General features: G+C 66.3%; 20 protein-coding genes. 8 read left to right on the forward strand and 12 right to left on the reverse strand.

Annotated elements, in window-relative coordinates:
- Positions 1 to 567 precede the first annotated feature (567 nt).
- Positions 568 to 2,073, forward strand: a complete 1,506-nt coding sequence (locus AC5JLE_RS01720) for a YifB family Mg chelatase-like AAA ATPase (protein WP_014648717.1) — start codon at positions 568 to 570, stop codon at positions 2,071 to 2,073.
- Between the two features lie 25 nt (positions 2,074 to 2,098).
- Here AC5JLE_RS01720 and AC5JLE_RS01725 read toward each other — a convergent pair whose 3' ends face one another.
- The 4 genes from AC5JLE_RS01725 to yidA all read right to left on the reverse strand — a co-directional run bounded on the left by AC5JLE_RS01725 (position 2,099) and on the right by yidA (position 7,005).
- Positions 2,099 to 2,533 (reverse strand): NUDIX hydrolase, encoded by a 435-nt coding sequence (locus AC5JLE_RS01725; RefSeq protein ID WP_032958800.1) that lies wholly within the window; start codon positions 2,531 to 2,533, stop codon positions 2,099 to 2,101.
- Positions 2,534 to 2,626: 93 nt separating this feature from the next.
- Positions 2,627 to 3,016: a hypothetical protein gene (locus tag AC5JLE_RS01730; RefSeq protein WP_049408008.1), complete on the reverse strand. Its 390-nt coding sequence runs from the start codon at positions 3,014 to 3,016 to the stop codon at positions 2,627 to 2,629.
- Between the two features lie 177 nt (positions 3,017 to 3,193).
- Positions 3,194 to 5,512 (reverse strand): TonB-dependent receptor, encoded by a 2,319-nt coding sequence (locus tag AC5JLE_RS01735; RefSeq protein ID WP_496064955.1) that lies wholly within the window; start codon positions 5,510 to 5,512, stop codon positions 3,194 to 3,196.
- A gap of 659 nt (positions 5,513 to 6,171) precedes the next feature.
- Positions 6,172 to 7,005 carry a sugar-phosphatase gene (yidA, locus tag AC5JLE_RS01740; RefSeq protein WP_496064956.1) on the reverse strand — a complete coding sequence of 278 codons (834 nt, stop codon included), beginning with the start codon at positions 7,003 to 7,005 and terminating at the stop codon, positions 6,172 to 6,174.
- Positions 7,006 to 7,154: 149 nt separating this feature from the next.
- On the opposite strand from yidA, the gene AC5JLE_RS01745 reads away from it, so the two are divergent.
- Positions 7,155 to 7,805: an exopolysaccharide biosynthesis protein gene (locus AC5JLE_RS01745; protein WP_496064957.1), complete on the forward strand. Its 651-nt coding sequence runs from the start codon at positions 7,155 to 7,157 to the stop codon at positions 7,803 to 7,805.
- Between the two features lie 169 nt (positions 7,806 to 7,974).
- On the opposite strand, the gene AC5JLE_RS01750 is transcribed toward AC5JLE_RS01745, so the two are convergent.
- The 3 genes from AC5JLE_RS01750 to AC5JLE_RS01760 all read right to left on the reverse strand — a co-directional run bounded on the left by AC5JLE_RS01750 (position 7,975) and on the right by AC5JLE_RS01760 (position 10,237).
- The gene (locus AC5JLE_RS01750; protein WP_496064958.1) at positions 7,975 to 9,285 is read right to left on the reverse strand and encodes a PQQ-dependent sugar dehydrogenase; all 1,311 of its coding nucleotides are present in this window, start codon (positions 9,283 to 9,285) and stop codon (positions 7,975 to 7,977) included.
- Positions 9,278 to 9,718 (reverse strand): DUF2231 domain-containing protein, encoded by a 441-nt coding sequence (locus tag AC5JLE_RS01755; RefSeq protein WP_005411469.1) that lies wholly within the window; start codon positions 9,716 to 9,718, stop codon positions 9,278 to 9,280. The genes AC5JLE_RS01750 and AC5JLE_RS01755 overlap by 8 nt, the downstream gene beginning before the upstream one ends.
- A gap of 108 nt (positions 9,719 to 9,826) precedes the next feature.
- Complete coding sequence (locus AC5JLE_RS01760; protein ID WP_224481904.1) at positions 9,827 to 10,237, reverse strand: hypothetical protein; 411 nt, start codon at positions 10,235 to 10,237, stop codon at positions 9,827 to 9,829.
- 249 nt (positions 10,238 to 10,486) lie between these two features.
- On the opposite strand from AC5JLE_RS01760, the gene AC5JLE_RS01765 reads away from it, so the two are divergent.
- The gene (locus AC5JLE_RS01765) at positions 10,487 to 12,253 is read left to right on the forward strand and encodes a S8 family serine peptidase (RefSeq protein ID WP_053495290.1); all 1,767 of its coding nucleotides are present in this window, start codon (positions 10,487 to 10,489) and stop codon (positions 12,251 to 12,253) included.
- The gene (locus AC5JLE_RS01770; RefSeq protein WP_329846290.1) at positions 12,253 to 12,831 is read left to right on the forward strand and encodes a DNA breaking-rejoining protein; all 579 of its coding nucleotides are present in this window, start codon (positions 12,253 to 12,255) and stop codon (positions 12,829 to 12,831) included. The genes AC5JLE_RS01765 and AC5JLE_RS01770 overlap by 1 nt, the downstream gene beginning before the upstream one ends.
- Before the next feature lie 259 nt (positions 12,832 to 13,090).
- Here AC5JLE_RS01770 and AC5JLE_RS01775 read toward each other — a convergent pair whose 3' ends face one another.
- Genes AC5JLE_RS01775 through cyoA form a run of 5 tightly spaced genes read right to left on the reverse strand, consistent with a single transcriptional unit; the run spans position 13,091 to position 17,636 of the window.
- The gene (locus AC5JLE_RS01775) at positions 13,091 to 13,771 is read right to left on the reverse strand and encodes an SCO family protein (protein ID WP_496064959.1); all 681 of its coding nucleotides are present in this window, start codon (positions 13,769 to 13,771) and stop codon (positions 13,091 to 13,093) included.
- 11 nt (positions 13,772 to 13,782) lie between these two features.
- A complete protein-coding gene (cyoD, locus tag AC5JLE_RS01780; protein ID WP_006399830.1) occupies positions 13,783 to 14,115 on the reverse strand; it encodes a cytochrome o ubiquinol oxidase subunit IV in 333 nt (110 codons plus the stop codon).
- Between the two features lies 1 nt (position 14,116).
- Positions 14,117 to 14,752 (reverse strand): cytochrome o ubiquinol oxidase subunit III, encoded by a 636-nt coding sequence (gene cyoC / locus AC5JLE_RS01785; RefSeq protein WP_080281857.1) that lies wholly within the window; start codon positions 14,750 to 14,752, stop codon positions 14,117 to 14,119.
- The gene (cyoB, locus tag AC5JLE_RS01790; RefSeq protein WP_032958781.1) at positions 14,749 to 16,725 is read right to left on the reverse strand and encodes a cytochrome o ubiquinol oxidase subunit I; all 1,977 of its coding nucleotides are present in this window, start codon (positions 16,723 to 16,725) and stop codon (positions 14,749 to 14,751) included. The genes cyoC and cyoB overlap by 4 nt, the downstream gene beginning before the upstream one ends.
- A gap of 5 nt (positions 16,726 to 16,730) precedes the next feature.
- The gene (cyoA, locus tag AC5JLE_RS01795; RefSeq protein ID WP_014648731.1) at positions 16,731 to 17,636 is read right to left on the reverse strand and encodes a ubiquinol oxidase subunit II; all 906 of its coding nucleotides are present in this window, start codon (positions 17,634 to 17,636) and stop codon (positions 16,731 to 16,733) included.
- A gap of 182 nt (positions 17,637 to 17,818) precedes the next feature.
- Here cyoA and AC5JLE_RS01800 point away from each other — a divergent pair, with 182 nt between their 5' ends.
- Genes AC5JLE_RS01800 through AC5JLE_RS01815 form a run of 4 tightly spaced genes read left to right on the forward strand, consistent with a single transcriptional unit; the run spans position 17,819 to position 21,691 of the window.
- Positions 17,819 to 19,234, forward strand: coding sequence for an aminotransferase-like domain-containing protein (locus AC5JLE_RS01800; protein ID WP_241884477.1), 1,416 nt, complete (start codon positions 17,819 to 17,821; stop codon positions 19,232 to 19,234).
- A 55-nt stretch (positions 19,235 to 19,289) separates the two neighbouring features.
- Positions 19,290 to 19,568 (forward strand): hypothetical protein, encoded by a 279-nt coding sequence (locus AC5JLE_RS01805; RefSeq protein ID WP_169411283.1) that lies wholly within the window; start codon positions 19,290 to 19,292, stop codon positions 19,566 to 19,568.
- Complete coding sequence (locus tag AC5JLE_RS01810; protein ID WP_401729773.1) at positions 19,568 to 20,167, forward strand: DUF6436 domain-containing protein; 600 nt, start codon at positions 19,568 to 19,570, stop codon at positions 20,165 to 20,167. The genes AC5JLE_RS01805 and AC5JLE_RS01810 overlap by 1 nt, the downstream gene beginning before the upstream one ends.
- A gap of 9 nt (positions 20,168 to 20,176) precedes the next feature.
- Complete coding sequence (locus tag AC5JLE_RS01815) at positions 20,177 to 21,691, forward strand: aminotransferase-like domain-containing protein (RefSeq protein WP_496064960.1); 1,515 nt, start codon at positions 20,177 to 20,179, stop codon at positions 21,689 to 21,691.
- The last annotated feature ends 307 nt before the right edge of the window (positions 21,692 to 21,998 follow it).

Consider the following 21,998-nt stretch of genomic DNA (forward strand, 5'->3'; position numbering starts at 1 on the left):
CGTCAGGGGCGGTCTGTAGTGACGGAAACCGAGCCGTCTTCCAGCAGGTGGACGCTTACATATGCGTCTGGCGGAGGTATCCGATCGATCGACGCCCCTGCGGGGAGAATGTCCCAACTTGTGATCGGGCCGCAGACTGTCCTATGCACCAAACGGCTGCTATCCAACCCTCGCTTGGCAAGCTCGGCCACAACTACTTCAGGCGGCTGGCGCTCGAAGCCCTTGTAGGCTGTGCACGTCTCTCCCGTCTGGCCAATGGGATACGTTGAACTCTCCACCTCATCCCGGCACCCCGGCAGGCCCATGGCGAGCGAGAGGGCCATCAGTACTCGAATGCACTGCATTTCAGCTCGCTCCTTTCCTTCACTGCCCTGTAGTACGCCTTGTCTGACGCAAGACCTGCGAGACCGCCATCGCAGAGCCGCGCTGCACAGATCATTTGCCCTCGATGCGCACGCTGCACCCTTTGCAGGCAGAAATACCCCGAGACGCATTGCCGGCAAACCCCGATAGTCCCACGCAGATTACCTGCCGCACCATCAGGCGTCTTTCTGCAGGAATCCACACATGAGCCTGGCGCTGGTCCACAGCCGTGCCCGCGCCGGGGTCGATGCCCCGCTGGTGCGGGTGGAAGTGCACCTCTCTGGCGGCCTGCCCGCCACCCAGATTGTCGGCCTGGCCGAGACCAGCGTGCGCGAGTCCCGCGAGCGCGTGCGTGCCGCCCTGCTCTGTGCACGCTTCGACTTTCCGCAGCGGCGCATCACGCTCAACCTCGCGCCTGCCGACCTGCCCAAGGAAGGTGGGCGCTACGACCTGGCCATCGCGCTGGGCATTCTTGCCGCGAGTGGCCAGGTCGATCCGCAGTCGCTGCTGCAATACGAGTTCCTGGGCGAGCTGGGGCTGACTGGCGAGCTGCGGCCGGTGGCCGGAGCGCTGCCGGCGGCGATTGCGGCGGCAGACGCCGGGCGCATTCTGGTGGTGCCTCCGGGGAATGCCGCTGAGGCTGCGTTGGCCGAGCATGCTGATGTGCGGGTAGCGCGTACGTTGCTGGAGTGCTGCGCTGGGTTGGGGAACCCACGCCTGCTGCCGCCAGTAGAGCGCGTAGACACGACGCCGTTGCCGCTTCCGGATCTGGCCGACGTGCGGGGGCAGGCGCATGCACGGCGCGCGTTGGAGGTTGCCGCAGCGGGGGGTCATCACCTTCTGCTGATCGGCAGCCCTGGCTGCGGCAAGACGCTGTTGGCTTCGCGCCTGCCCAGCCTGTTGCCGGATACCGAGGAAGCCGAGGCGTTGCAGCTGGCCGCGATTGCCTCGGTGAGTGGCGAAGGGCTGGACCCCAGACGATGGCGGCAGCGGCCCTTCCGGGCACCGCACCACAGTGCGAGCGCGGCGGCATTGGTAGGCGGCGGCAATCCACCCTGCCCCGGTGAGATCTCGCTGGCCCATCACGGTGTCCTTTTCCTTGATGAGCTTCCAGAGTGGAACCGCAGCGCGCTGGAGACCCTGCGCGAGCCGCTGGAATCCGGCCACATCCGCATCGCCCGCGCGGCACGCAGCGTGCAATATCCGGCGCGGTTCCAGCTGGTGGCGGCGATGAATCCCTGCCCCTGCGGCTGGGCCGGTGACCGCAGCAACCGCTGCCTGTGCAGCGACGAGCGTATCAACCGTTACCGTGCGCGGGTGTCTGGTCCGTTGCTGGACCGTATCGACCTGCATATCAGTGTGGCCCGTATGGACGCAGTGGAGTTGCGGGAGAGCACGCCGCTGGGGGAGCCCAGTGCGGCGGTACGTGCACGGGTGGAAGCCGCCCATGCCAAGCAGCAGGTGCGTGGCGGGCTCAACGCGCATCTGCCGCCGGCGGCACTGCGGGCCTGTACCCGACTGAGCGAGGCAGATCAGGACATGCTGGAACAGGCCATCGAGCGCCTGCAGCTGTCGGCGCGGGCGATGCACCGGATTCTGCGGGTGGCGCGCACGATTGCCGATCTGGCGGGTTGCGAAACGATCCAGACGGCGCATCTGGCCGAGGCCATTGGCTACCGGCAGCTGGACCGGGGGAAGGCGAGCACGTAATCGCAGCGGGCAGAATCAGGCCGCGTCATGCGGGCACACGTTCAAAAAGATCCGGCAGCCATTCCGGCTTGAACAGGGAAGCAGGCTGTTCTCTCATCTCTTCTACGCGCCACCATTTCCACGCCCTGATCGTGGCATTTTCCTCCTCCGTCCACCCGTCACGCTGGATGTCGGGCTGGTTGGGGCTGCGGACCAGAAAATACTCTTCCAGCCATCGCGCGGGCGTTGATCGGGCGACCGCGTAGACGGCATCGCGCTTTTCCAGCCGCACGCCTATCGGCAGATCCAATCCGGTCTCCTCCCTGAGCTCACGCCGTGCGGCGTCCGCATATCCCTCCCCGGGCAGAAGCTCCCCACCCGGTGTAGCCCAGAAGGGAGCGTGGTGTTCATCGTGATATCGGAACAGCAGCACCGCATCCTCAGCAACGATCACAAGGCGTGCAGATCGTCTGATTTCCATCGTTTCCCGTCTTTACCAGCCCACCCCAGAATAGGCCAAAAGCAGGCGGACCAAGAGAAAGCCATCAACGCGTGTCGATTCCTGGCCAGTGATTCACTTTCCCGGGATGGGCGCCTGTCGCCGGACGGCAACGGACGCCATGCGGCGGCTGACAAGGCCGAAGAGGTCCTGCAGTTCGGCTGCGCGCTCGGGCGTGCTGTTGCTGCCGAAAAGCACACGCGCCAGCGCGGCTTCACGGGTGTCATGCGGGAACCGCAGGCGGTCCCGGTACACCTTCTGGCACACCAGCCAGGCCCGGCGCAGCCCACCGCCGGGCAGCGGGCGGACCACGCGTTCGTAGACCTGCCAGAACTGGTACTCGCCCTGCAGATCGATCGCCGGCGCCACGGACAGAGCCTGCCGGGGCCGTCCTGGGCCCCGGATGCCGAACAACGGGGTTCGCGGGTTGTGCTGTGCCATGCCAACAGGATGACCCAGCAACATTGTGGGAACCTTGCGTCGCTGCCAGAAAACCCCTGTTGTTTGCGCAAGGCGGGCTTCCGGGCGGGTTTTGGGGGTCAGAGCCCTTTGCTGCGCAAAGGGATCTGACCCCGATCACGGGGTGGCTGCGGGGTCGGATCCCTTTGCGCAGCAAAGGGCTCTGACCCCACCCTCATCGTCTCAGAACGCCATCGAGGTACTGAACATCAGCTGCCGTGGCGCGCTGCGCTGCAGGGTCTGGTAATCCCCCGAGAACGACGAGCCGGCGATAGTGGCGGTGCCGATGTTGTGGCGGTTGAACAGGTTGCTCACGTCCAGCCGCAGCTCCAGGCCGGGCACGGCGCTGTCGGCACCGAAGCGGTAGGCGGCATAGGTGTTGACCTGCCAGAACGTCGGCACGCGGATGTCGTTCTCGTAGGTGAAGGGCTGGCGCAGGTACGAGGTACTGGTGGCCCCCAAACGCCAGTCACCGAAGTGCGCCGACAGGTCGCTGACCAGCGAGATCTGCGGGTAGCCCGGCTGCGCGTTGCCCTTGATCGGGTACACCGTGTCGCCCACCACGAAGTCACTGTCGTAGTAGGAACGGGCCACGGCCACGCCCTGGTAGAACTGCAGGTGGTCGCTCAGGTCGGCGGTGATGCCAAGGTCAGCGCCGATCATGTGCATCTTCGGCATCAGCCGCACGGTGTTGATCTGCGCGAACTGGGTACCGATGGCGGCCGACAGCAGGCGGTTGCGGATGTCGTTGTAGAACACATCGCCGGTGATCGTCAGCCGGTCGAAGCGATGCGATGCGCCCACGGTGAGGTTCCAGTTCTTCTCCGGCCGCAGCGTGCCGGCCACGCGGTCGAACTCCTCCTGGTCGGTGATGGTCCACGCCGAGGCGGTGTAGCCGATGTTGCCGCGCTGGGCCACGCGGTAGCCGTTCATGGTATTGGCCAGGTCGATGAAGGCATCGGTGGATTCGGTCGGGCTCCAGAACAGCGAGACATGCGGCAGGAAGTTGCTCTTCGCGCGCAGCGTGCCGTTCACCGGCCGGTCCTTGGCATCACCGAGGCCGCCACCGCTGGTGCGGAAGTCCACGGCCTTGAAACCAACGCCCAGCTTCAGCGTGTCGTTCAACACGATGTCGTCCTGCAGGTAGAACTGGCGCGAGCGGGTCACCCAACTCGATGCGTTGTCGGTCTTGAACGCGGGGCCGTACACATCGAACGGACCGGTGGCCTTCAGCGGCGGGCCCTCGCCCAGCAGCGGCTGCTGGTACCACTCGGTCTTGGCCGCGGCCTTGCTCTTCTCCTGCCAGAAACCGGCGGTGAAGGTGTGCGCGCCGGTCTCGAACTGCAGATTGAGCATGCCGCCCAGCCGGTTGAGGCGCGGGGTCTGCACCTGTTCGGAGAACGGCGCGCCGTTGGGCGACGGCACGTTCGGGTCGGTCAGCGTGGCCTGGGTGTGGCTGTTGGCGTTGTACAGCTGCACGTTGCCGCTCAGCGCCGGACTGATCTGGAAGCGGTGGTTGATCGAGGACACGCGGTCACGCGTGCTCTGGCCGGTGTCGTAGGGAATAAGCCCGGACAGTTCACCACAGGTATAGGCGCCGCAGGATTTGTCTGCGTTCTCCGGCGAGGCCACGTAGTACGCCCAGGCGTAGTCCGGGTAGAAGATGTCGGCCTTCCAGCCCAGCTTGCTGATCATGTCGAAGGAAATGTTGTTGTAACCCCAGACCTTGGCCTTGCTGTCGGACAGGAACACGGTGACATCGCCCCAGGCGACGTCCTGCTGCAGCTTCAGGTCGCCGCGCAGGAAGTTCTGCGTGCCCTCGCCCTGGTACTTGTCGGCGGACACGCGCTGCAGGTCGACCAGCACTTTCGGGCCATGCTCACCGAGCTGGCCGGTCTGCCCGGATACGGTGGTGACCAGCGTGCTGTTGCTGCCCACGCCCTGCTTCACGCGCAGGCTGGGCGTGTCCTGCAGGTCGCGCAGGCGGTATTCCAGGCTGCCGCCGTTGACGCTGCTGGAGAACACGCTGACCGGTGCGCCACCGGGGCTGACCGTGATCGCGCCGATGCCATCGGGCACGCCCACGTTCACCACGCTGGTGCCGGTGAGCGAAAGGAAGCCGTTGTCGTTCAGCGGCACGCCTTCGAAGGTGATGCCCATTTCGTTCATGCGGAAGCCGCGCACGAACAGGCTGGTGGCGGAGATATCCAGGCCCAGCCCATCGGTGGCGGTATAGCTCGCGCCCGGCACCTGCTTCAGCATGGCCAGGCCGTTGTTGCCGGTGACCATCGCGTCGAGGTCTTCGGCCTTGATGATGTAGCGGTTGGGACCGACCACCTGGGTCGGTGCCACGGCCGCGCCGCGCGGCGTGGCGATGACCTGCAGGGCGTTGAGCGTGGTGGGTGTGTCGAGCGCGGCGTCGTGCGTGTCTGCGGCGTAGGCAGGTGCAGTGGTGGCCGCGATGATGGCCAGGGCGAGGCGCGTCGTGGGTGGGGTGTTCATGGCAGTAGATCCAGGGTGCAGGGAGAGAGCCGCGCAGGCGCACGCCCAGCGCGTTGCAGCGCCGGTGTCGGCGCCCTGGCTGGCGGTGCGATTGGGTTGAGAGAGCGACGGCGCGGTGCGCGCCGGTCAGCAGAGGAAGACGATCATCTGCCGCAGGATTCGATGGCGTGATTTCGACGTGCGAAATTCTTGCATCGCGCTGCCGCATACGCCATTGCGCGGTGGTACAGCGCCGATGGCGGTGGGGATGGGTGGGCTATACGTGGGTATAGACCCAGGTCGGCGCTGGCCGCCTGCGTGTGCCAACCAAGGTTGGCACCTACCGGGGCGAATGGGGCCTGGTAGAGGCCGACCTTGGTCGGCGCTTGCCGTCTGCGCGTGCCAACCAAGGTTGGCAGCTACCGGGGCGAATGGGGCTTGGTAGAGGCCAACCCTGGTCGGCGCTGGCCGCCTGCGTGTGCCAACCAAGGTTGGCACCTGCCGGGGCGAATGGGGCCTGGTAGAGGCCGAGCCTGGTCGGCGCTGGCCGCCTGCGTGTGCCAACCAAGGTTGGCACCTGCCGGGGCGAATGGGGCCTGGTAGAGGCCGACCTTGGTCGGCGCTTGCCGATTGTGTGTGCCAACCAAGGTTGGCAGCTACCAGAGCATAGGGACGCGCGGTTACTGCAGGACGAAACGCTCGATCGCGCGCGCCACGCCTTCATCGGCATTGCTGCTGGTCTCAAACCGCGCCACCGCCTTCACCGCGTCGATGGCATTGCCCATGGCCACGCTGGTGCCGGCATACTGCAGCATGGTCAGGTCGTTCTCCTGGTCGCCGATGGCCATCACGTTGGCCCGCTCAATGCCCAGGTGCTCGGCCAGCTTCTGAAGGCTCGGCCCCTTGCCCGCGCGGTGGTCGAACACTTCCAGGAAGAACGGCGCGCTCTTCAATACCGCGAAGCGCTCGGTCATCGCGCTGGGCAGGCGCGCGATGGCAGCGTCCAGCACCTCGGGTTCGTCGATCATCATCAGCTTGATGAAGGACATCGATGGGTCCATGTCTTCCACGCGGCGATACGACAGCGGCATCCGCGAAAGATGCGAGTCGGCCACGGTGTAGTAGCTGATGTCCTGGTTGGGCGTGTACATGCGCTGGCTGTCCAGCGCCTGGAAGTGCACGCCCAGGTCGCGGGCGACCTGCTCGCAGAACAGGAAGTCGTCGAAGCTGAGCGGATACTCGACCACGGTTTCGCGCGTGCCGATGCGCTGCACCAGGCCGCCATTGCAGGCGATGCAGTAGTCGTCGTTGCCGGTGATGCCCAGATCGTGCAGGTACGGCGCCAGGCCGGGAACCGGGCGGCCACTGGTCAGCACGATGTGCACGCCTAGTGCGCGCGCCTGCGCGATGGCCTTCCTGGCGCGGGGGGTGAGCTGGTGCGACGGGTCCAGCAGCGTGCCATCCATGTCGATGGCGACCAGTTCGATGGTCGATTGCCTGCGGCCCATGTCCATTGCGTTCAACTCGTGCGGGGCACGCCAGTTTACCCCCTCATGCCCGGTTCACCTCTTTGCCCACGTTGGCCGGGATACTGCAGGAGCCTGTGCGTCCCCCACCGCAGGACGGCCCGCTGACCGCCCTTCCCTGGAGAACCTTGCGACGCATGACCTACCGTGCCCCCGAAACCAACGACAGCGCGCCCCTGGCCCAGCAGATCGAGCAGATGATCGACGAGCTGCCCGGCGACCAGGTGAGCGTCGGCACCCTGCTCAGCGCGCTGGGCGATGAGGGCCTGCTGCTGGTCGTGATCCTGCTCTCGGCCATCTTCATCATTCCGGTGTCGATTCCCGGGCTGAGCACGGTGTTTGGCGCCTCGATCCTGCTGATCGGCCTGAGCCGGGTGCGCAACCGCCCGCTGTGGGTGCCGCAGAAGCTGGCGCGCCGCGAGATCGCCACCGACAAGCTGAAGGCCAACCTGGGCCGTGCACTGAAGTGGGTGCACCGCATGGAGCGGCTGTCGCGGCCGATGCGGCTGGCGGTGATGGTGCGCTCGAAGAAGATGATGCGCCTCAACAACCTGGTGCTGGTGTTTGCGACCCTGCTGTTGATGGCGCCGGCTGGGCCGATTCCCTTCAGCAACACGCTGCCGGCGTTGGCGCTGATGTCGTTTGCGATTGGCTTCATCCAGCGCGATGGTGCGGCGGTGGCAGCCGGCTACGGCTTCGTGGTGGCCACGGTGGTGTATTTCGGCGTGCTGCTGGGCGGCGTGGGATTTGCCGCCGAGTCGGTGTTCAGCGGGTTCCGGGCACGCTGAACCCGGTGGTTGAGCCGACGGGGTGGAGTCGACAGGGTAGAGTCGACTGTTAGTCGACTGTTAGTCGACTGCTCTTCGCTGCTCACAGGAAAAGCACGCGCTGCGCGCGCGAGTCGACTGACAGTCGACTCTACCGGATGTCCTTCGGCCATGGCTCAACGCTACACAGCTACTTGGCTGAGACCCGCCACACCACGTCGCCCACGTCGTCGGCCACCAGCAGCGCGCCCTCGGCATCCATGGCCATGCCGACCGGTGCGCCCATCAGGGTCTTCTCGTCCTTCGAAGTGAAGCCGCTGACCACGGTCTGCGGCCGCCCGGTCGGCTTGCCGTCCTTGAACGGTACGTAGACCACTTCGTAGCCACTCAGTGGCGAGCGGTCCCAGCTGCCGTGCTCGCCGATGAAGGCGCCGCCGTGGTACTGCGCCGGCAGTGCCTGGCCGGTGTAGAACAACAGGCCCAGCGGTGCCACGTGCGAGCCGATGGCATAGTCCGGCACGATCGCCTTGGCCACCAGGTCCGGCCGCTGCGGCTGCACGCGCTCGTCCACGTGCTGGCCGTAGTAGCTGTAGGGCCAGCCGTAGAAGCCATCTTCCTTCACCGAGGTGAGGTAATCCGGCACCAGGTCGGCACCGATCTCATCACGCTCGTTGGCCACGGCCCACAGCTGGCCAGTGCTCGGCTCCCAGTCCAGCCCGGTCGGGTTGCGGATGCCCGACGCAAAGATGCGGCTGCCACGGGTAGCTACGTCCACCTCCAGCACGACCGCGCGGCGGTATTCGACGGCCAGGCCATTTTCAGTAATGTTGCTGTTGGAGCCGACGCCCACGTACAGCTTGCTGCCATCGCGGCTGGCCAGCAGTTCCTTGGTCCAGTGGTGGTTGATGGTGCTGGGCAGGTCGGTGAACTCGCGGCCCTTGTCGGACATGCGGGTTTCGCCGGGCACGTAGTGGTACTGCATGATGTTGCCGGTGTTGGCCACATACAGCGTGTCACCGATCAGCTGGATGCCGAACGGCGAGTGCAGGCCTTCGATGTAGACGTGCTGGGTCCAGGTGTTCGTGCCTGGCGAGCGGCGCAGCAGCGTGACGCGGTTGCCGCCCTTGCCGGCCTTGCCCGAGCGCGCCTTCACCTTGCCGGCGATCCACTGCTTGGGTGTGGTGACCGGCTCTTCGCCGGGGCCATTGCCTTCCACCACCAGTACATCGCCGTTGGGCAGGGTCAGCAGCCGGCGCGGGTGCTGCAGGTTGGCGGCGATGCGCTCGATCTTCAGGCCTTCGGCCACCGTGGGGGCCTGGCCGTCGGCCCAGCCCACACCCTTGGGTACCTGCATCGGCGGCATCAGGAAGTTGGCCGGCTTGGGCAGCGGCGGCTGCGGGCCCGACTGGTCGGCCGGATGGTACTCGGCCTTGCCGGCGCAGGCCGACAGGGCGGCGGCCAATGCCAAGGCGGCGACGGTGGGCAGGATGTGCTTAGCCATGACGACCTCCCTGCAGCACCGGCGGCTGCAGTGACAGCAGGATCAGGCCCAAGGCGATCAGGGCCACGGTCAGCGCCGACAGGATCGTGCCTGGCACTGCAACGGCATACGCATCGCGGCTGTGCACGAAGGCGTTCCAGATGGCCAGCACCACCGCGACCAGGTTGAGGAAGAAGTCGATGCGGTCGATACGGGTAGCCGTGCCGTTGCGGCGCCAGACCGCGAACAGGTTGATCAGGCGCGGAAGGATGGCGATCAGCAGGCCGAAGGTGATCAGCCAAGCGGCGGCCTTTCCCCACATCACCTCGGCGCTGTTGAGGTAGATAGCGTCGAAGATCAGTGCACCGACGAAGAAGCCGAAGGGTATCGGGTTCAACAGGCTGAACAGCGTGGTGCCGAGGCCGCGATGGGCCTGGGCCAGAGGGTTGACCATCATCGTGCTCCGATGCGGAAGGGTGCACGGGCTGTAGTAGCACAGCGCGATGTGAGGGCGCGCGATGATACCCGGCGGGGCTGCCACACCCACCGCGCAGGCACCCCGCTACGCGGATTCGTCCTCGCGCACCTCGTGGAAGGGCAGCATCGTCTCGAAGCCGAATTCGTGTTCCATGCTGGTGCGGACCAGGCCGCCGATGGCGTAGCGGCTGGTGTTGGCATGCACGTCTATGCCACCGAGCCGCCACTCGGTGCGCAGATGCAGCGTCTCTGCGCGGCGCATGACGATCCGTTCCTCCTGCAGCAGCGCGCGCCGGTGCCTCTTCATCAACAGCCGCAGCGGTTTCACCGTGGTGATGCCGAATGCGGCCAGCTCGGGCAGCAACTCGGCGATATCGGCATCGTCGCCATAGTCGTGGCTGCGCGTATGCACGGACAGCACCACCTTGCGGATGGCGGCAACCGAGAGCGGGGTCTGGTCTGCGCGCGCACGTGCACGCTGGCGTCCATTCTTCATGCGTGTCTTCATCTGCATGTGATTACCACGTTTCCGGCCCTCGAAGCAGACGCGCGAAGATGGCGTGAAGGCATTCGAATGCCCTGTCATAACCTGACGTACTAAGCGTTTGTGACGCAATTGGCACATTCGCACATTGCGGATGTGAAGAGGTAGGGGGTTCTCCGTTGTGTCGCGTTTGGCTCGTTGCGATGGGGCAGTTCCGCCCCGCCGTCCTGCCATGCCGATTCACAACAGAAGGATTCGTGTATGAAGCGACACACGCAACGCTCCGCGCCACCGCGCTCTGCGCGCCTGGCCCTTGCCACTGCCCTGATGCTGGGCAGCCTGGCCGCCACCGCGCAGGCCCAACAGGCCGATCCGCTGGCGGGTATCCAGTGGCACCTGCTCAACACCGGGCAGACCGTCCCGGCCGACACCCTGCCGGTGGCCGGCAACGACCTGAACGTGGATGGCCTGTTCCGCAACGGCATCCGTGGCCAGGGTGTCACCATCGCCATCGTCGATGATGGCCTGCAGATCGCGCATCCGGACCTGGCGGCCAACGTGGCGGCGGTGGCCGGCAAGAACTTCACCAACGGCTCGAACAACCCCACCCCGACCAACCCGGATGTCGACAACCACGGCACCATGGTCGGCGGCATTGCTGGCGCGGTGGGCGCCAACAACCTGGGCGTACGCGGTGTGGCGCCGGCGGCGACGCTGAAGGGCTTCAACCCGATTTCGCGCTCAGCCCTGGGCAACCAGCAGAGCAACATCGAGTACGCCTGGTGGGACGGCGCGGAGTCGGCCGACGTGCAGGTGTTCAACAACAGCTGGGGCGCCGGCCCGGGCAATCCGAACCTGCCGCTGGCGTACAGCGAAAACACGATTCGTTCGTATGAGCAGGCACTGTCGGGTACGCGCGGTGGCCGCGGCGGCATCTACGTGAAGTCGGCGGGCAACAACTTCAACAATGCCTCGATCAGCCAGACCCAGGATGTCTGCACCACCGACACCAAGAACCGCAACACCGGCTGCGTGCCGGCTGGCCGTGATCCGCGCAACAACCTGTTCAACGTGATCACGGTAGGCGCGGTGCGTGCCGATGGCGTGCGCTCGTCGTATTCCTCCACCGGCTCGGCGCTGTGGGTGTCGGCCTTCGGCGGCGAATACGGCCTGCAGGCCCAGTACGCCCCCGGCCTGGTGGCACGCGCGTACGACCCGGCCATCGTCACCACCGACGTGACCGGATGCGCGCAGGGCAGCAACAAGAACACCAACCGCCAGAACACGCTGGACAGCAACCTGTCGGCCATCGACAGCACCTGCAACTACACCGCCAAGATGAACGGCACCTCGGCGTCAGCGCCGATGGTCTCGGGCGTGGCGGCACTGGTGCTGGAAGCCAATCCGAACCTGTCCTATCGCGATGTGAAGTACATCCTGGCCACCACCGCCACCCGCAACCACCCGAACCAGCCGGCGGTGACGCTGGCCGACGGGCGCACGCTGGTGCCGGGCTGGACGGTGAATGCTGCCGGCCGTGCCTACAGCAACTGGTATGGCTTCGGCGTGGTCAACGCTGCACGCGCGGTGCAGGTGGCCGAGAACTTCCAGTCGCTCGGTGCGCTGGTCGACAGCGGCTGGCGCAACACCACGCGTACCGTGGCCATCGGCAACACCTCGGCCGCCGCTGCACGCCTGACCTTCCAGTTGGCCAACGGCGCGCGCAACATCGAAAGCGTGCAGCTGGGCTTCCGGGTCAACCACCGCAACACGCGCCAGCTGCAGTTCGTGCTGGTGTCACCCAGCGGTACCCGCAGCGTGGTGCAACCGGCGTTCACCGCGATCGGTTCGGGCACGGGTGGCGCGCAGAGCAACTTCACCAGCTGGGACCTGCTGTCCAGCAATGCCTTCCTGGATGAGAACGCCACGGGCACCTGGACGCTGGAAGTGACCGACATGGGGCAGGCCGCGACCGCTGCATCGCGTGGCAACCTCGAATTCTTCAAGATCCGCGTTCTGGGGCACTGATGATGAAGACCACCATTCTGTTGAGCACGCTCGCCTTCGCGGCGATGACCTCCCCTGCCTGGGCACAGAGCTCGGGACAGACCCCTCCGGCCAGGACCCTGTCGACCGTGGATGCGCAGGAACTGAAGGCGTCCGCTACCGGCCGCTCGTTCGATGTGGGCGGCACGCGTTTCCAGCTGTCGCCCTCGGCAACGGTAAAGCAGGCCAGCGGCGGCCAGTTCACGATCACCCCGCAGGCGGCGGCGACCACCAGCTCGCGTACCAAGCGTTCGCTGGATGGCGCCGCGGCGGCGCCTGCTGATGCCGGTGCCGGCAAGTTCGCGGCGGCGGTCTCCCGTGACGGAGCGCCGGTGGTGGCGACCTCGCGGGTCAAGGTGTTCTTCACCGATGCAGCATCGGCCCAGCGCGCGGCTACGGCCACCGGTGGCACCGTGGTGAAGGTATCGAAGGCTTCGGGCCAGGCCATCGTGGAGTACCCGTCGGTGAACGCGGCACTGGATGCGACCACCAGGCTGCTGTCCACCGCCGGTATCCGCGCCACCGAGCCGGACGTGGTGCAGTGGGAAGAGACCAAGTAAGGCGTTGAGCGGTGCCCCGGCCGGCTGGCTCTCCTGGCCGGCCGGGGATTGGTGTGGGGGTGTGCCGACCAACGGTCGACACCTGCCGGGGCCGTGCGCGTGTAGAGCCGAGCCGATGCTCGGCTGCTGTCTACGGGGTGCCGCAGGCGCGGTGCGCGCGGCGCCGAGCATGGGCTCGGCTCTACAGCTGTGCCAACCAAGGCTGGCATCTACCAGGAGCAGATTCGGACGTGCCAACCAAGGTTGGCACCCACCGGCGTTACCGCGCGGCCAGTGTGCCGCTGTGCTTGAGGTGGCAGCTGGCCAGCGCGTCGTTGCCGGCGGCCGGGTGGCCGGGCTCGAGCAGCAGGCGCTGCACGTCCGAGAACAGCTTTTCCACCGGCATGCCGTACGGCGCGAACAGGCGCAGGCGGCCCTGGCGGTCGAACACGTAGCCACCGGCAATGTGGCTCATGGTGTAGGTATCCGGTACCTGGCCGGGCTCTTTCTGGTAGAACGCCTTGAAGTCGCTGGCCATCGCGGCCAGCTGCGCATCGTTGCCAACCAGCGCGATTGCCTTGGGATCGAACGCTTCCACATAGGTGCGCGCGACCTCGGGCGTGTCGCGGGCCGGGTCGACGCTGACGAACACCACCTGCAGCTGATCGGCATCCTTGCCCATCAGGTGCTTGACCTGGCTCAGCTCGACCATCGTGGTCGGGCACACGTCCGGGCAGCTGGTGAAGCCGAAGAACAGATAGGTCACCTGCCCCTGCAGGTCGTTGGGGCCACGCACGGTGCCGTGGCTGTCGGGCATCGACCACTGCTGGCCAAGTTCTTCGCAGGCGATGTCCTTCGCATAGAAGTCCATGCGCGACTGCGCGCTGCAGCCGGCCAGCAGGCCGAGCAGCAGGCCTGCGGCCAGGCGCAGGCCACGATGGGGGAACGCAATGCCTTTCACGGTTCGCAGGCTCAGTTGATCATCATGTGGTAGTGCATGCTCCAGATGATCCAGACCGACAACGCGACGACGATGAACAGGATCACCAGGGTGAACACGAAGCTGGCCAGGTTCCAGCCACCTTCGGACTTGCGGTCCATGTGCAGGAAATAGACCAGCTGCACCAGGATCTGCGCCACTGCGAAGCCGACCAGCAGGAACAGCGTGAGCGGCCGCGACAGCACCGGATTCATCACCAGTGCGAACGGCACCACGGTCAGCAGCGCGCACAGCACGAAACCGATCAGGTAGGACTTGGTGGAGCCGTGCGCATTGCCGGCGCGCGAGGTTTCGACGTGGGCCATGTCAGAAGGCTCCGATCAGGTAGACGAAGGTGAAGACGCAGATCCACACCAGGTCCAGGAAGTGCCAGAACAGGCTCAGGCACGACACGCGGGTGATGTTGGTCGGGGTCAGGCCACGGCGGTAGACCTGGTGCATGACCACCGCCATCCAGATCAGGCCGCTGGCCACGTGCAGGCCGTGGGTGGCGACCAGCGCGAAGAACGCCGACAGGTAGGCACTGGTGCTCGGGCCCGCGCCTTCGTGGATCAGGTGCGAGAACTCGTAGATCTCCATGCCGATGAACGAGGCACCGAGCACGAAAGTCACGCCCAGCCAGCGCAACACCGCCGAGGTGTCGTGGCGATGCATGGCCAGCACGGCCTGGCCGTAGGTGATGCTGGAGACCAGCAGCAGGAAGGTCTCGGCCATCACGAACGGCAACGAGAACAGGTCCTTGCCGGTGGGGCCGCCGGCGTAGGCGGTGCTGAGCACCGCGTACGAGGCGAACAGGGAACCGAACAGCACCAGGTCGGACATGAGGTACACCCACATGCCGAACACCTTCATGCCGCCCTGTTCGTGGCCATGGTCGTGCTCGTGGTGGTCCTCGTGCGCCTGCGTGTCGCTGGCCAGCTCCGGGCGGGTCAACAGGTTCATGCGCGTACCTCCTTCAGCTTGGCAAGGTTGGCCGCTTCGGTGCGCGCCACCTCTTCGGAACTGACGTAGTAATCCACGTCCTCATCGTAGGACCGCACGATCAGGGTCACGATCATCGCGATGAAGCTGGCTGCGGCCATCCACCAGATGTGCCAGACCAGGGCGAAGCACAGCACCAGGATCCAGATGTTGAGGATCAGCGGCACGCCGGTGTTCTTCGGCATGTGGATCGGGGCGTACGTCTTCGGCGGCGGCGGCAGGCCGCGCTTCTTCGCTTCGTGGAAGGCATCCAGCTCATCGGCCTTGGGCACCACGGCGAAGTTGTAGAACGGCGGCGGCGACGGCGTGGCCCATTCCAGCGTGCGTGCGTTCCACGGGTCGCCGGTCAGGTCGAGGTTGCGCTTGCGGTCGCGCACGCTCACGTAGATCTGCACCAGCATCAGGATGATGCCCGCGAACACGAACAGTGCACCGATGAAGGCGGCGATCAGGTACGGCGTCCACGCCGGGTTGTCGTACTGGTTCATGCGGCGGGTCATGCCCATGAAGCCCAGCATGTACAGCGGCATGAAGGCCAGGTAGAAGCCGATCACCCAGCAGGCGAACGACCACTTGCCCAGGCGCTCGTTGAGGGTGAAGCCGAACACCTTCGGGAACCAGTAGGCGAAGCCGGCCAGGTAGCCGAACAGCGCGCCGCCGATGATGGTGTTATGGAAGTGGGCGACCAGGAACAGGCTGTTGTGCAGCAGGAAGTCCGCGCCCGGGATGGCCAGCAGCACGCCGGTCATGCCACCGATGGTGAAGGTGACCAGGAAGGCGATGGTCCACAGCATCGGTACGCTGAACTCGACGCGGCCGCCGTACATGGTGAACAGCCAGGTAAAGATCTTCACGCCGGTGGGGATGGCGATGATCATCGTCATGATGCCGAAGAAGGCATTGACGCTGGCACCCGAGCCCATGGTGAAGAAGTGGTGCAGCCAGACGATGAACGACAGGATGCCGATCGCCAGCGTGGCGCCCACCATCGACTTGTAGCCGAACAGCTTCTTGCGCGCGAACGTGGCGGTGACTTCAGAGAAGATGCCGAACGCCGGCAGCACCAGGATGTACACCTCCGGGTGGCCCCAGGCCCACACCAGGTTCACGTACATCATCGGGTTGCCACCCAACGTGTTGGTGTAGAAGTTGAAGTCCAGGTAGCGGTCCAGGGTGAGCGCACCCAGCGCCACGGTCAGGATCGGGAAGGCGGCGATGATGATCACGCTGGTGACCAGCACGGTCCAGGTGAACACCGGCATCTTCATCAGGGTCATGCCCGGCGCACGCATGCGCAGGATGGTGATGAACAGGTTGACGCCGGTCAGCAAGGTGCCGATGCCCGAGGCCTGCAACGCCCAGATGTAGTAGTCCACGCCTACGCCCGGACTGAACTCGATGCCCGACAGCGGCGGATAGGCCACCCAGCCGGTCATGGCGAACTCGCCAACGCCCAGCGAGATCATCATCAGCGCAGCGCCAACCACGAAGATCCAGAAGCTGAAGGCGTTGAGGAACGGGAACGCCATGTCGCGTGCGCCGATCTGCAGCGGCACGATGATGTTCATCAGGCCGACCACGAACGGGGTGGCCACGAAGAAGATCATGATCACGCCATGCGCGGTGAAGATCTGGTCGTAGTGCTCCGGTGGCAGGAAGCCATCACTGCCTGGCCCGGCCGCGGCCAACTGCGCGCGCATCATCAGCGCGTCGGCGAAGCCACGCACCAGCATGACCAGCGCCACTACCACGTACATGATGCCGATCTTCTTGTGGTCCACGGTGGTGAACCAGTCGCGCCAGAGCACGCCCCATAGCTTGAAGTACGTCACCGCGCCAAGCAGCGCGAGGCCACCCAGCACCATGGCCGCCAGCGTGACCACGACGATCGGCTCGTGCAGCGGCACGGCCTCCCACGTCAATTTACCCAACATGTTCGTTACTCCTGGGAAACCTGGGCACCACCGGCAGCACCCGCCGGGGACGCAGCAGCGGTGTTCTCACCGACGCCGATGAACTGGTCGATGACCTTCTTGAACAGCAGCGGTTCGACGCTGGAGAAGTGCTGCACCGGCGCGTTCTTCGACGGTGCGGCCAGCGCCTTGAACTGGTTGAAGTCCAGCGCCTGTGGTGCGCTGCGTACCTCGGCCACCCAGCGCTCGAACTCCTCGTTGCTGCTGGCGGTGGCAATGAACTTCATGTTCGAGAAGCCATGCCCGCTGTAGTTGCCGGACATGCCACGGAACTGGCCGGGCTCGTTGGCGATCAGGTGCAGCTGCGTGCGCATGCCGGCCATCGCGTAGATCTGCCCACCCAGCTGCGGGATGAAGAAGGTATTCATCGTCGAGTTGGAGGTGATGTTGAACGCCAGCGGGCGGTTGGCCGGGAAGTTGAGCTGGTTGACCGTGGCGATGCCCAGGTCCGGGTATACGAACACCCATTTCCAGTCGGTGGCGATCACGTCCACGTGCAGCGGCTCACCGGCCACGTCCAGCGGCTTGTACGGGTCCAGTTCGTGGGTCGACTTCCACACGATCACGGCCAGGCCGGCAATGATCAGCAGCGGCACGCCCCAGACCACGATCTCCACCTTGGTGGAATGCGACCAGTCCGGCGTGTATTTCGCCTTGGTGTTGCCGGCGCGGAAGCGCCAGGCGAATACGAAGGTCAGCACGATGGCCGGTATCACCACGATCAGCATCAGGCCGATGCAGATCAGGATCAGGTCGCGCTGGGCGAGCCCGACCATGCCCTTCGAATCCAGCAGCACCCAGTCACAGCCCGACAGGCCGACGCAGGCCAGGGCGACCAGCGCCAGGCGGATGCGGTTCCAGCAGATATTCATTGGAGGTCAACCCTGTTGAAGAAGCGCGCTTGACCGGCTCGCCTGCGCGCAGCGCCCGGGCGTGGAGCGGCTACACTGTGGGTACGAGGTCGCCTACAAGAGAGCGATCCACCCCAATCAAGCCCATACAAGATACATCATTGTATGGACTTGTGCATCTGCACGTATGGAAAAACTGACCGATGACGCCACCTGCCGCCGGCCGCCGCCTGAAACACCCCAATCGCACCTGGGTTCGCCCCTTCCGCGAGGGCGCTGGCCCGCTGTACCTGCAGATCGCCCAGCAGGTGCGCGAGGCAGTGGATGACGGCGTGCTGCGTCCGGGCGACCGGCTGCCGCCGCAGCGCGACCTGGCCCAGCAGGTGGGCGTGGACCTGACCACGGTCACCCGGGCCTTTGCCGAGCTGCGCCAGGCTGGCCTGCTGGATGCGCAGGGCGCCGGCGGCACCTTCATCGCGCTGTCGGCCGGCAACCGCAGCACCTCGGTGGACCTCAGCATGAACATCCCGCCGCTGCTGGGCAGCGCGCCGTTCGCACAGGGCATGGAGGCCGGTTTCCAGCACGTGGGCCAGCAGCTGGGCCAGGGCGAACTGATGAGCTACCACGTCGGCGCCGGCACCCGCGAGGACCGCGCCGCCGCCGTGCAGTGGCTGTCACCGGTGCTGGGCACGGTGGGTGCCGACCAGGTGGTGATCTGCCCCGGCGCGCAGACCGCACTGTGCGCACTGATCCTGGCCCGCACCCAGCCGGGCGAGCTGATCGCCGCCGAGCAGCTGACCTACCCGGGCCTGCTGGCCGCCACGCGCGTGCTGCAGCGGGGTGTGGTGCCAGTGGCGATGGACGCCGAAGGCATGCTGCCCGACGCGCTGGAAGAGGCCTGCCAGCTACGCCGCCCGCGCCTGCTGTACCTGGTACCGACCATCCAGAACCCGACCACGGCGACGATGTCGGCACAACGCCGGCAGGCCCTGCTGGCGGTTGCCAAGCGCCACGATCTGACCGTGATCGAAGACGATCCCTACTGGTTGCTGGCCGGGGACGCCGCACCGCCGCTGGCCGCCCACCGCGACGCTGGCTGCCCGGTGTATTACATCTCCACCCTGTCCAAGTGCCTGGCACCGGGCCTGCGCACCGCCTACCTGGTGGTGCCGGGCGGCGAACCGATGGAACCGGTGTTGGACGCCCTGCGTGCGATCGCGCTGATGCCGACCCAGTCAATGGTGGCGGTGGCGTCGCAGTGGATCCGCAGCGGCCAGGCCCAGGACATGGTGCAGCGCTTCCAGCAGGAGCTGCGCGAGCGCCAGGCGATTGCCGCGCAGTACCTGCCGTCCCGCGCGCGGGCGCACCCGGCCGGCCTGCACGTATGGCTGCCGCTACCGCCGCGGCTGGACCAGTACCGGCTGATCCAGGCCGCACAGGAACAGGGGCTGGGCATCGCCAGTTCGGACGCCTTCAGCGTGGAGGAACCGCCACCGGGCAACGCCATCCGCCTGTCGCTGGGCGGCGCAGTTGACCAGGATGCGCTGGCCGGGGCGCTGGCCAAACTGAACGAGATCCTGTCTGAGGCCCCCGGGGCCCGGCACAACGCCATCGTCTGAACCGGGCGCATGGCGCCGCATCCATACAAGATGATATTTTGTATGCAATGTATGGATGAAGGGACGTGCGTCGATGCGCGCCGAGAGACTGAAGTTCCACCTGGTAATGGCCGGCTGTGGTGGCTTTGTGGTGTTGATGCTGGCTGCGCTGGCCTGGGTCTGCCTGCAGCCGCAGACCGTGGATGTGCAGGCCGCCGAGCGCCACGCCATCGAGCAATGCGTGCAGCGCAGCGAGGATCCGTCGCGTAGCGAGATCCAGCGTCGCGCGCAGGCCGACTCCTGCCGCGAGATGCGCAAGCAGTACGTGCACAAGTTCGGCGGGGACGCGTCCTGATGGGCGCAGCCGCGCCGCGCCGCCGCTGGCTGCTGCCGACGATGATCGCCCTCGCCTGCCTGTTCATGGCCGGCGTGGCGGCTGCGCTGTGGCAGTACTTCGGCTACAGCGCGCAGTCGACGTTCACCGAACAGGCCATCGTCTTCGACGACTCGCAGCTGCGCCTGCCGTCCGATCTGGCCGGTGACACCGGCCGCATCCGCGTGGTGCACTTCTGGGACCCGGCGTGTGCCGTCTGCAACCGCGAAACCGGCGCACACCTGAGCTACCTGATCAGCATGTACCGCCGCGCCGCCATCGACTTCTATGCGATCCGCCGCCCCGGTACCCACGGCGAACTGCCCGAGCCGCTGCGCAACAAGGTGATCAACCTGCCGACCATCGACGGCATCGAGCACATTCCAGCCAGCCCTGCCGTGGCGATCTGGGACCGGCAGGGCCACCTCGCCTATGCCGGCCCGTACAGCATCGGCATGGTCTGCAACTCGGCCAACAGCTTCGTCGAACCACTGCTGGACAGACTGGTGCGCGGCGAAACCGTGCGCCCGAAAGGACTGCTTGCCGTGGGCTGCTACTGCCCCTGGCAGGCCAAGCGCTGAGGACGCGCAATGACACCACTGACGCTGGCCGCTGTGGCCGCCACAAGCAACAACGGCGGTCACCTGTCCGAACCGACCGATGGTTATGGACAGGCTCCCGCCGTTGGAAGCAACGATACGCCCCGACATGCTCCGTACATGCCGCGACCGGATGTCGCAGCCCGCGAATGGGTGCAGGACGTGCTCGCGCACAACGGGCCGATCTACCTGCGCATCGTCAATTCGCTGGAGCGCACGGTGCGTCGCGGTGGGCTTGCACCAGGACAACGCCTGCCCTCGCAGCGTGCGTTGGCGCAGCAGCTCGGCGTCGACCTGACCACGGTAACGCGGGCGTTCGACGAAGCGCGCAAGCGCGGCCTGATCGAGGCACGCGGGCCACAAGGCAGTTTCATCGCACCACCCAAGGCCGGCTTCGACCAGGTGGTGGACCTGAGCATGAACGTGCCGCCGGTGCCCGATGCCGATGCGCTGGCCGAGACCCTGCGCCGCGGTGCCGCCGCCGTGCTTGCGCGCAGCAACGCGCCGAACCTGATGACCTACCACCTGGGCGGCGGCAATCCCACCGACCGCCACGCGGCAGCGCGCTGGCTGCAACCGATGCTGGGCGCGGTGGAGGATGCCAGCCTGTTGCTGACCGAAGGCGCGCAGGTGGCGCTTGCCGCGATCCTGGTCAGCCAGGGCCGCGACGATGATGCGATCCTCTGCGATGCGCTGGTCTATCCGGGCCTGCTGCAGGCCGCCGCCGCACTGGGCCGGCGGCTGCTGCCGGTGGACAGCGACGAACACGGCATGTGCCCCGATGCGCTGGCCCGGCTGGCACGCGAAAGCGGCGCGCGGTTGGTCTATCTCAACCCCACCTGCCAGAACCCGACCGCGCTGAGCCTGCCGCTGCAGCGGCGCGAAGCGCTGGCGCGTGTTCTGGAGAGGGAAGGCCTGCTGGCGATCGAAGACGATCCTTACTGGCACCTCGCCGAGGATGCACCGACACCGCTGGCGGCGCTGGCACCGCGCCATGTGTTCTACGTGGCGACGCTGTCGAAGGTGATCAGCCCCGGCCTGCGCACTGCGTTCGTGCAGTGCCCAAGCGCTGCGCACGCCGAGTCGATGACGGCTGCATTGCGGGCGACGCGGTTGATGGGTCATCCGCTGGTCTCGGCGTTGGCCAGCCAGCTGCTGCTGGATGGTTCGGCGCAGTCGCTGCTGGCGCAGGTGCGCAGCGAAGCGCACGAGCGCATGCGCATGGCGCGCTACCTGCTGGCGCCATCGCTGCTGCAGCGCGCGGAAGGCCTGCATGCCTGGTGCCGGGTACCAGCGCCGTGGACCGACGCCACGCTGGTGCGTACCGCACAGCTGCAGGGGCTGGCGATTGCGCCATCTTCGGCGTTCTGCCCGCCGGGGGTGCAGCATCAGAACGGCGTGCGGCTGTCGCTGGGGCTGGCGGCCGATCGCCGGCAGCTGGAAAGTGCGCTGCGACGGATTGACCGGTTGTTGTTGTCGGACGCGTTGCCGGCGATCGAGCGGTAGCCCTGGAATGGGATGTGCCGACCAACGGTCGGCACCCACCCGACCGATAGTGCCGGCCGCTGGCCGGCGGAAGATTCCTCAGCACGGTTGGAATGTGCCAACCAACAGTTGGCACCCACCCGACCGGTAGTGCCGGCCGCTGGCCGGCGGAAGATTCCCCGGCACGGTTGGAATGTGCCAACCAAGGTTGGCACCCACCAGATCGGAGGTAGATCGTGGAATGGGATGTGCCGACCAACAGTTGGCATCCAGCCGACCGGTAGTGCCGGCCGCTGGCCGGCGGAAGATTCCCCGGCACGGTTGGAAT

The sequence above is a fragment of the Stenotrophomonas sp. genome (genome assembly GCF_059505245.1).

Coding starts and splice junctions, on each gene's coding strand:
- cyoA (WP_014648731.1), bottom strand. CDS start 17,636: ATGAATATCTGCTGGAACCGCATCCGCCTGGCGCTGGTCGCCCTGGCC.
- AC5JLE_RS01725 (WP_032958800.1), bottom strand. CDS start 2,533: ATGGAAATCAGACGATCTGCACGCCTTGTGATCGTTGCTGAGGATGCG.
- AC5JLE_RS01730 (WP_049408008.1), bottom strand. CDS start 3,016: ATGTTGCTGGGTCATCCTGTTGGCATGGCACAGCACAACCCGCGAACC.
- AC5JLE_RS01770 (WP_329846290.1), top strand. CDS start 12,253: ATGATGAAGACCACCATTCTGTTGAGCACGCTCGCCTTCGCGGCGATG.
- AC5JLE_RS01745 (WP_496064957.1), top strand. CDS start 7,155: ATGACCTACCGTGCCCCCGAAACCAACGACAGCGCGCCCCTGGCCCAG.
- AC5JLE_RS01800 (WP_241884477.1), top strand. CDS start 17,819: ATGACGCCACCTGCCGCCGGCCGCCGCCTGAAACACCCCAATCGCACC.
- AC5JLE_RS01815 (WP_496064960.1), top strand. CDS start 20,177: ATGACACCACTGACGCTGGCCGCTGTGGCCGCCACAAGCAACAACGGC.
- AC5JLE_RS01760 (WP_224481904.1), bottom strand. CDS start 10,237: ATGAAGAATGGACGCCAGCGTGCACGTGCGCGCGCAGACCAGACCCCG.
- AC5JLE_RS01720 (WP_014648717.1), top strand. CDS start 568: ATGAGCCTGGCGCTGGTCCACAGCCGTGCCCGCGCCGGGGTCGATGCC.
- cyoC (WP_080281857.1), bottom strand. CDS start 14,752: ATGAACCTGTTGACCCGCCCGGAGCTGGCCAGCGACACGCAGGCGCAC.
- yidA (WP_496064956.1), bottom strand. CDS start 7,005: ATGGACATGGGCCGCAGGCAATCGACCATCGAACTGGTCGCCATCGAC.
- AC5JLE_RS01805 (WP_169411283.1), top strand. CDS start 19,290: ATGAAGGGACGTGCGTCGATGCGCGCCGAGAGACTGAAGTTCCACCTG.
- cyoB (WP_032958781.1), bottom strand. CDS start 16,725: ATGTTGGGTAAATTGACGTGGGAGGCCGTGCCGCTGCACGAGCCGATC.
- AC5JLE_RS01750 (WP_496064958.1), bottom strand. CDS start 9,285: ATGGCTAAGCACATCCTGCCCACCGTCGCCGCCTTGGCATTGGCCGCC.
- AC5JLE_RS01810 (WP_401729773.1), top strand. CDS start 19,568: ATGGGCGCAGCCGCGCCGCGCCGCCGCTGGCTGCTGCCGACGATGATC.
- cyoD (WP_006399830.1), bottom strand. CDS start 14,115: ATGGCCCACGTCGAAACCTCGCGCGCCGGCAATGCGCACGGCTCCACC.
- AC5JLE_RS01755 (WP_005411469.1), bottom strand. CDS start 9,718: ATGGTCAACCCTCTGGCCCAGGCCCATCGCGGCCTCGGCACCACGCTG.
- AC5JLE_RS01765 (WP_053495290.1), top strand. CDS start 10,487: ATGAAGCGACACACGCAACGCTCCGCGCCACCGCGCTCTGCGCGCCTG.
- AC5JLE_RS01735 (WP_496064955.1), bottom strand. CDS start 5,512: ATGAACACCCCACCCACGACGCGCCTCGCCCTGGCCATCATCGCGGCC.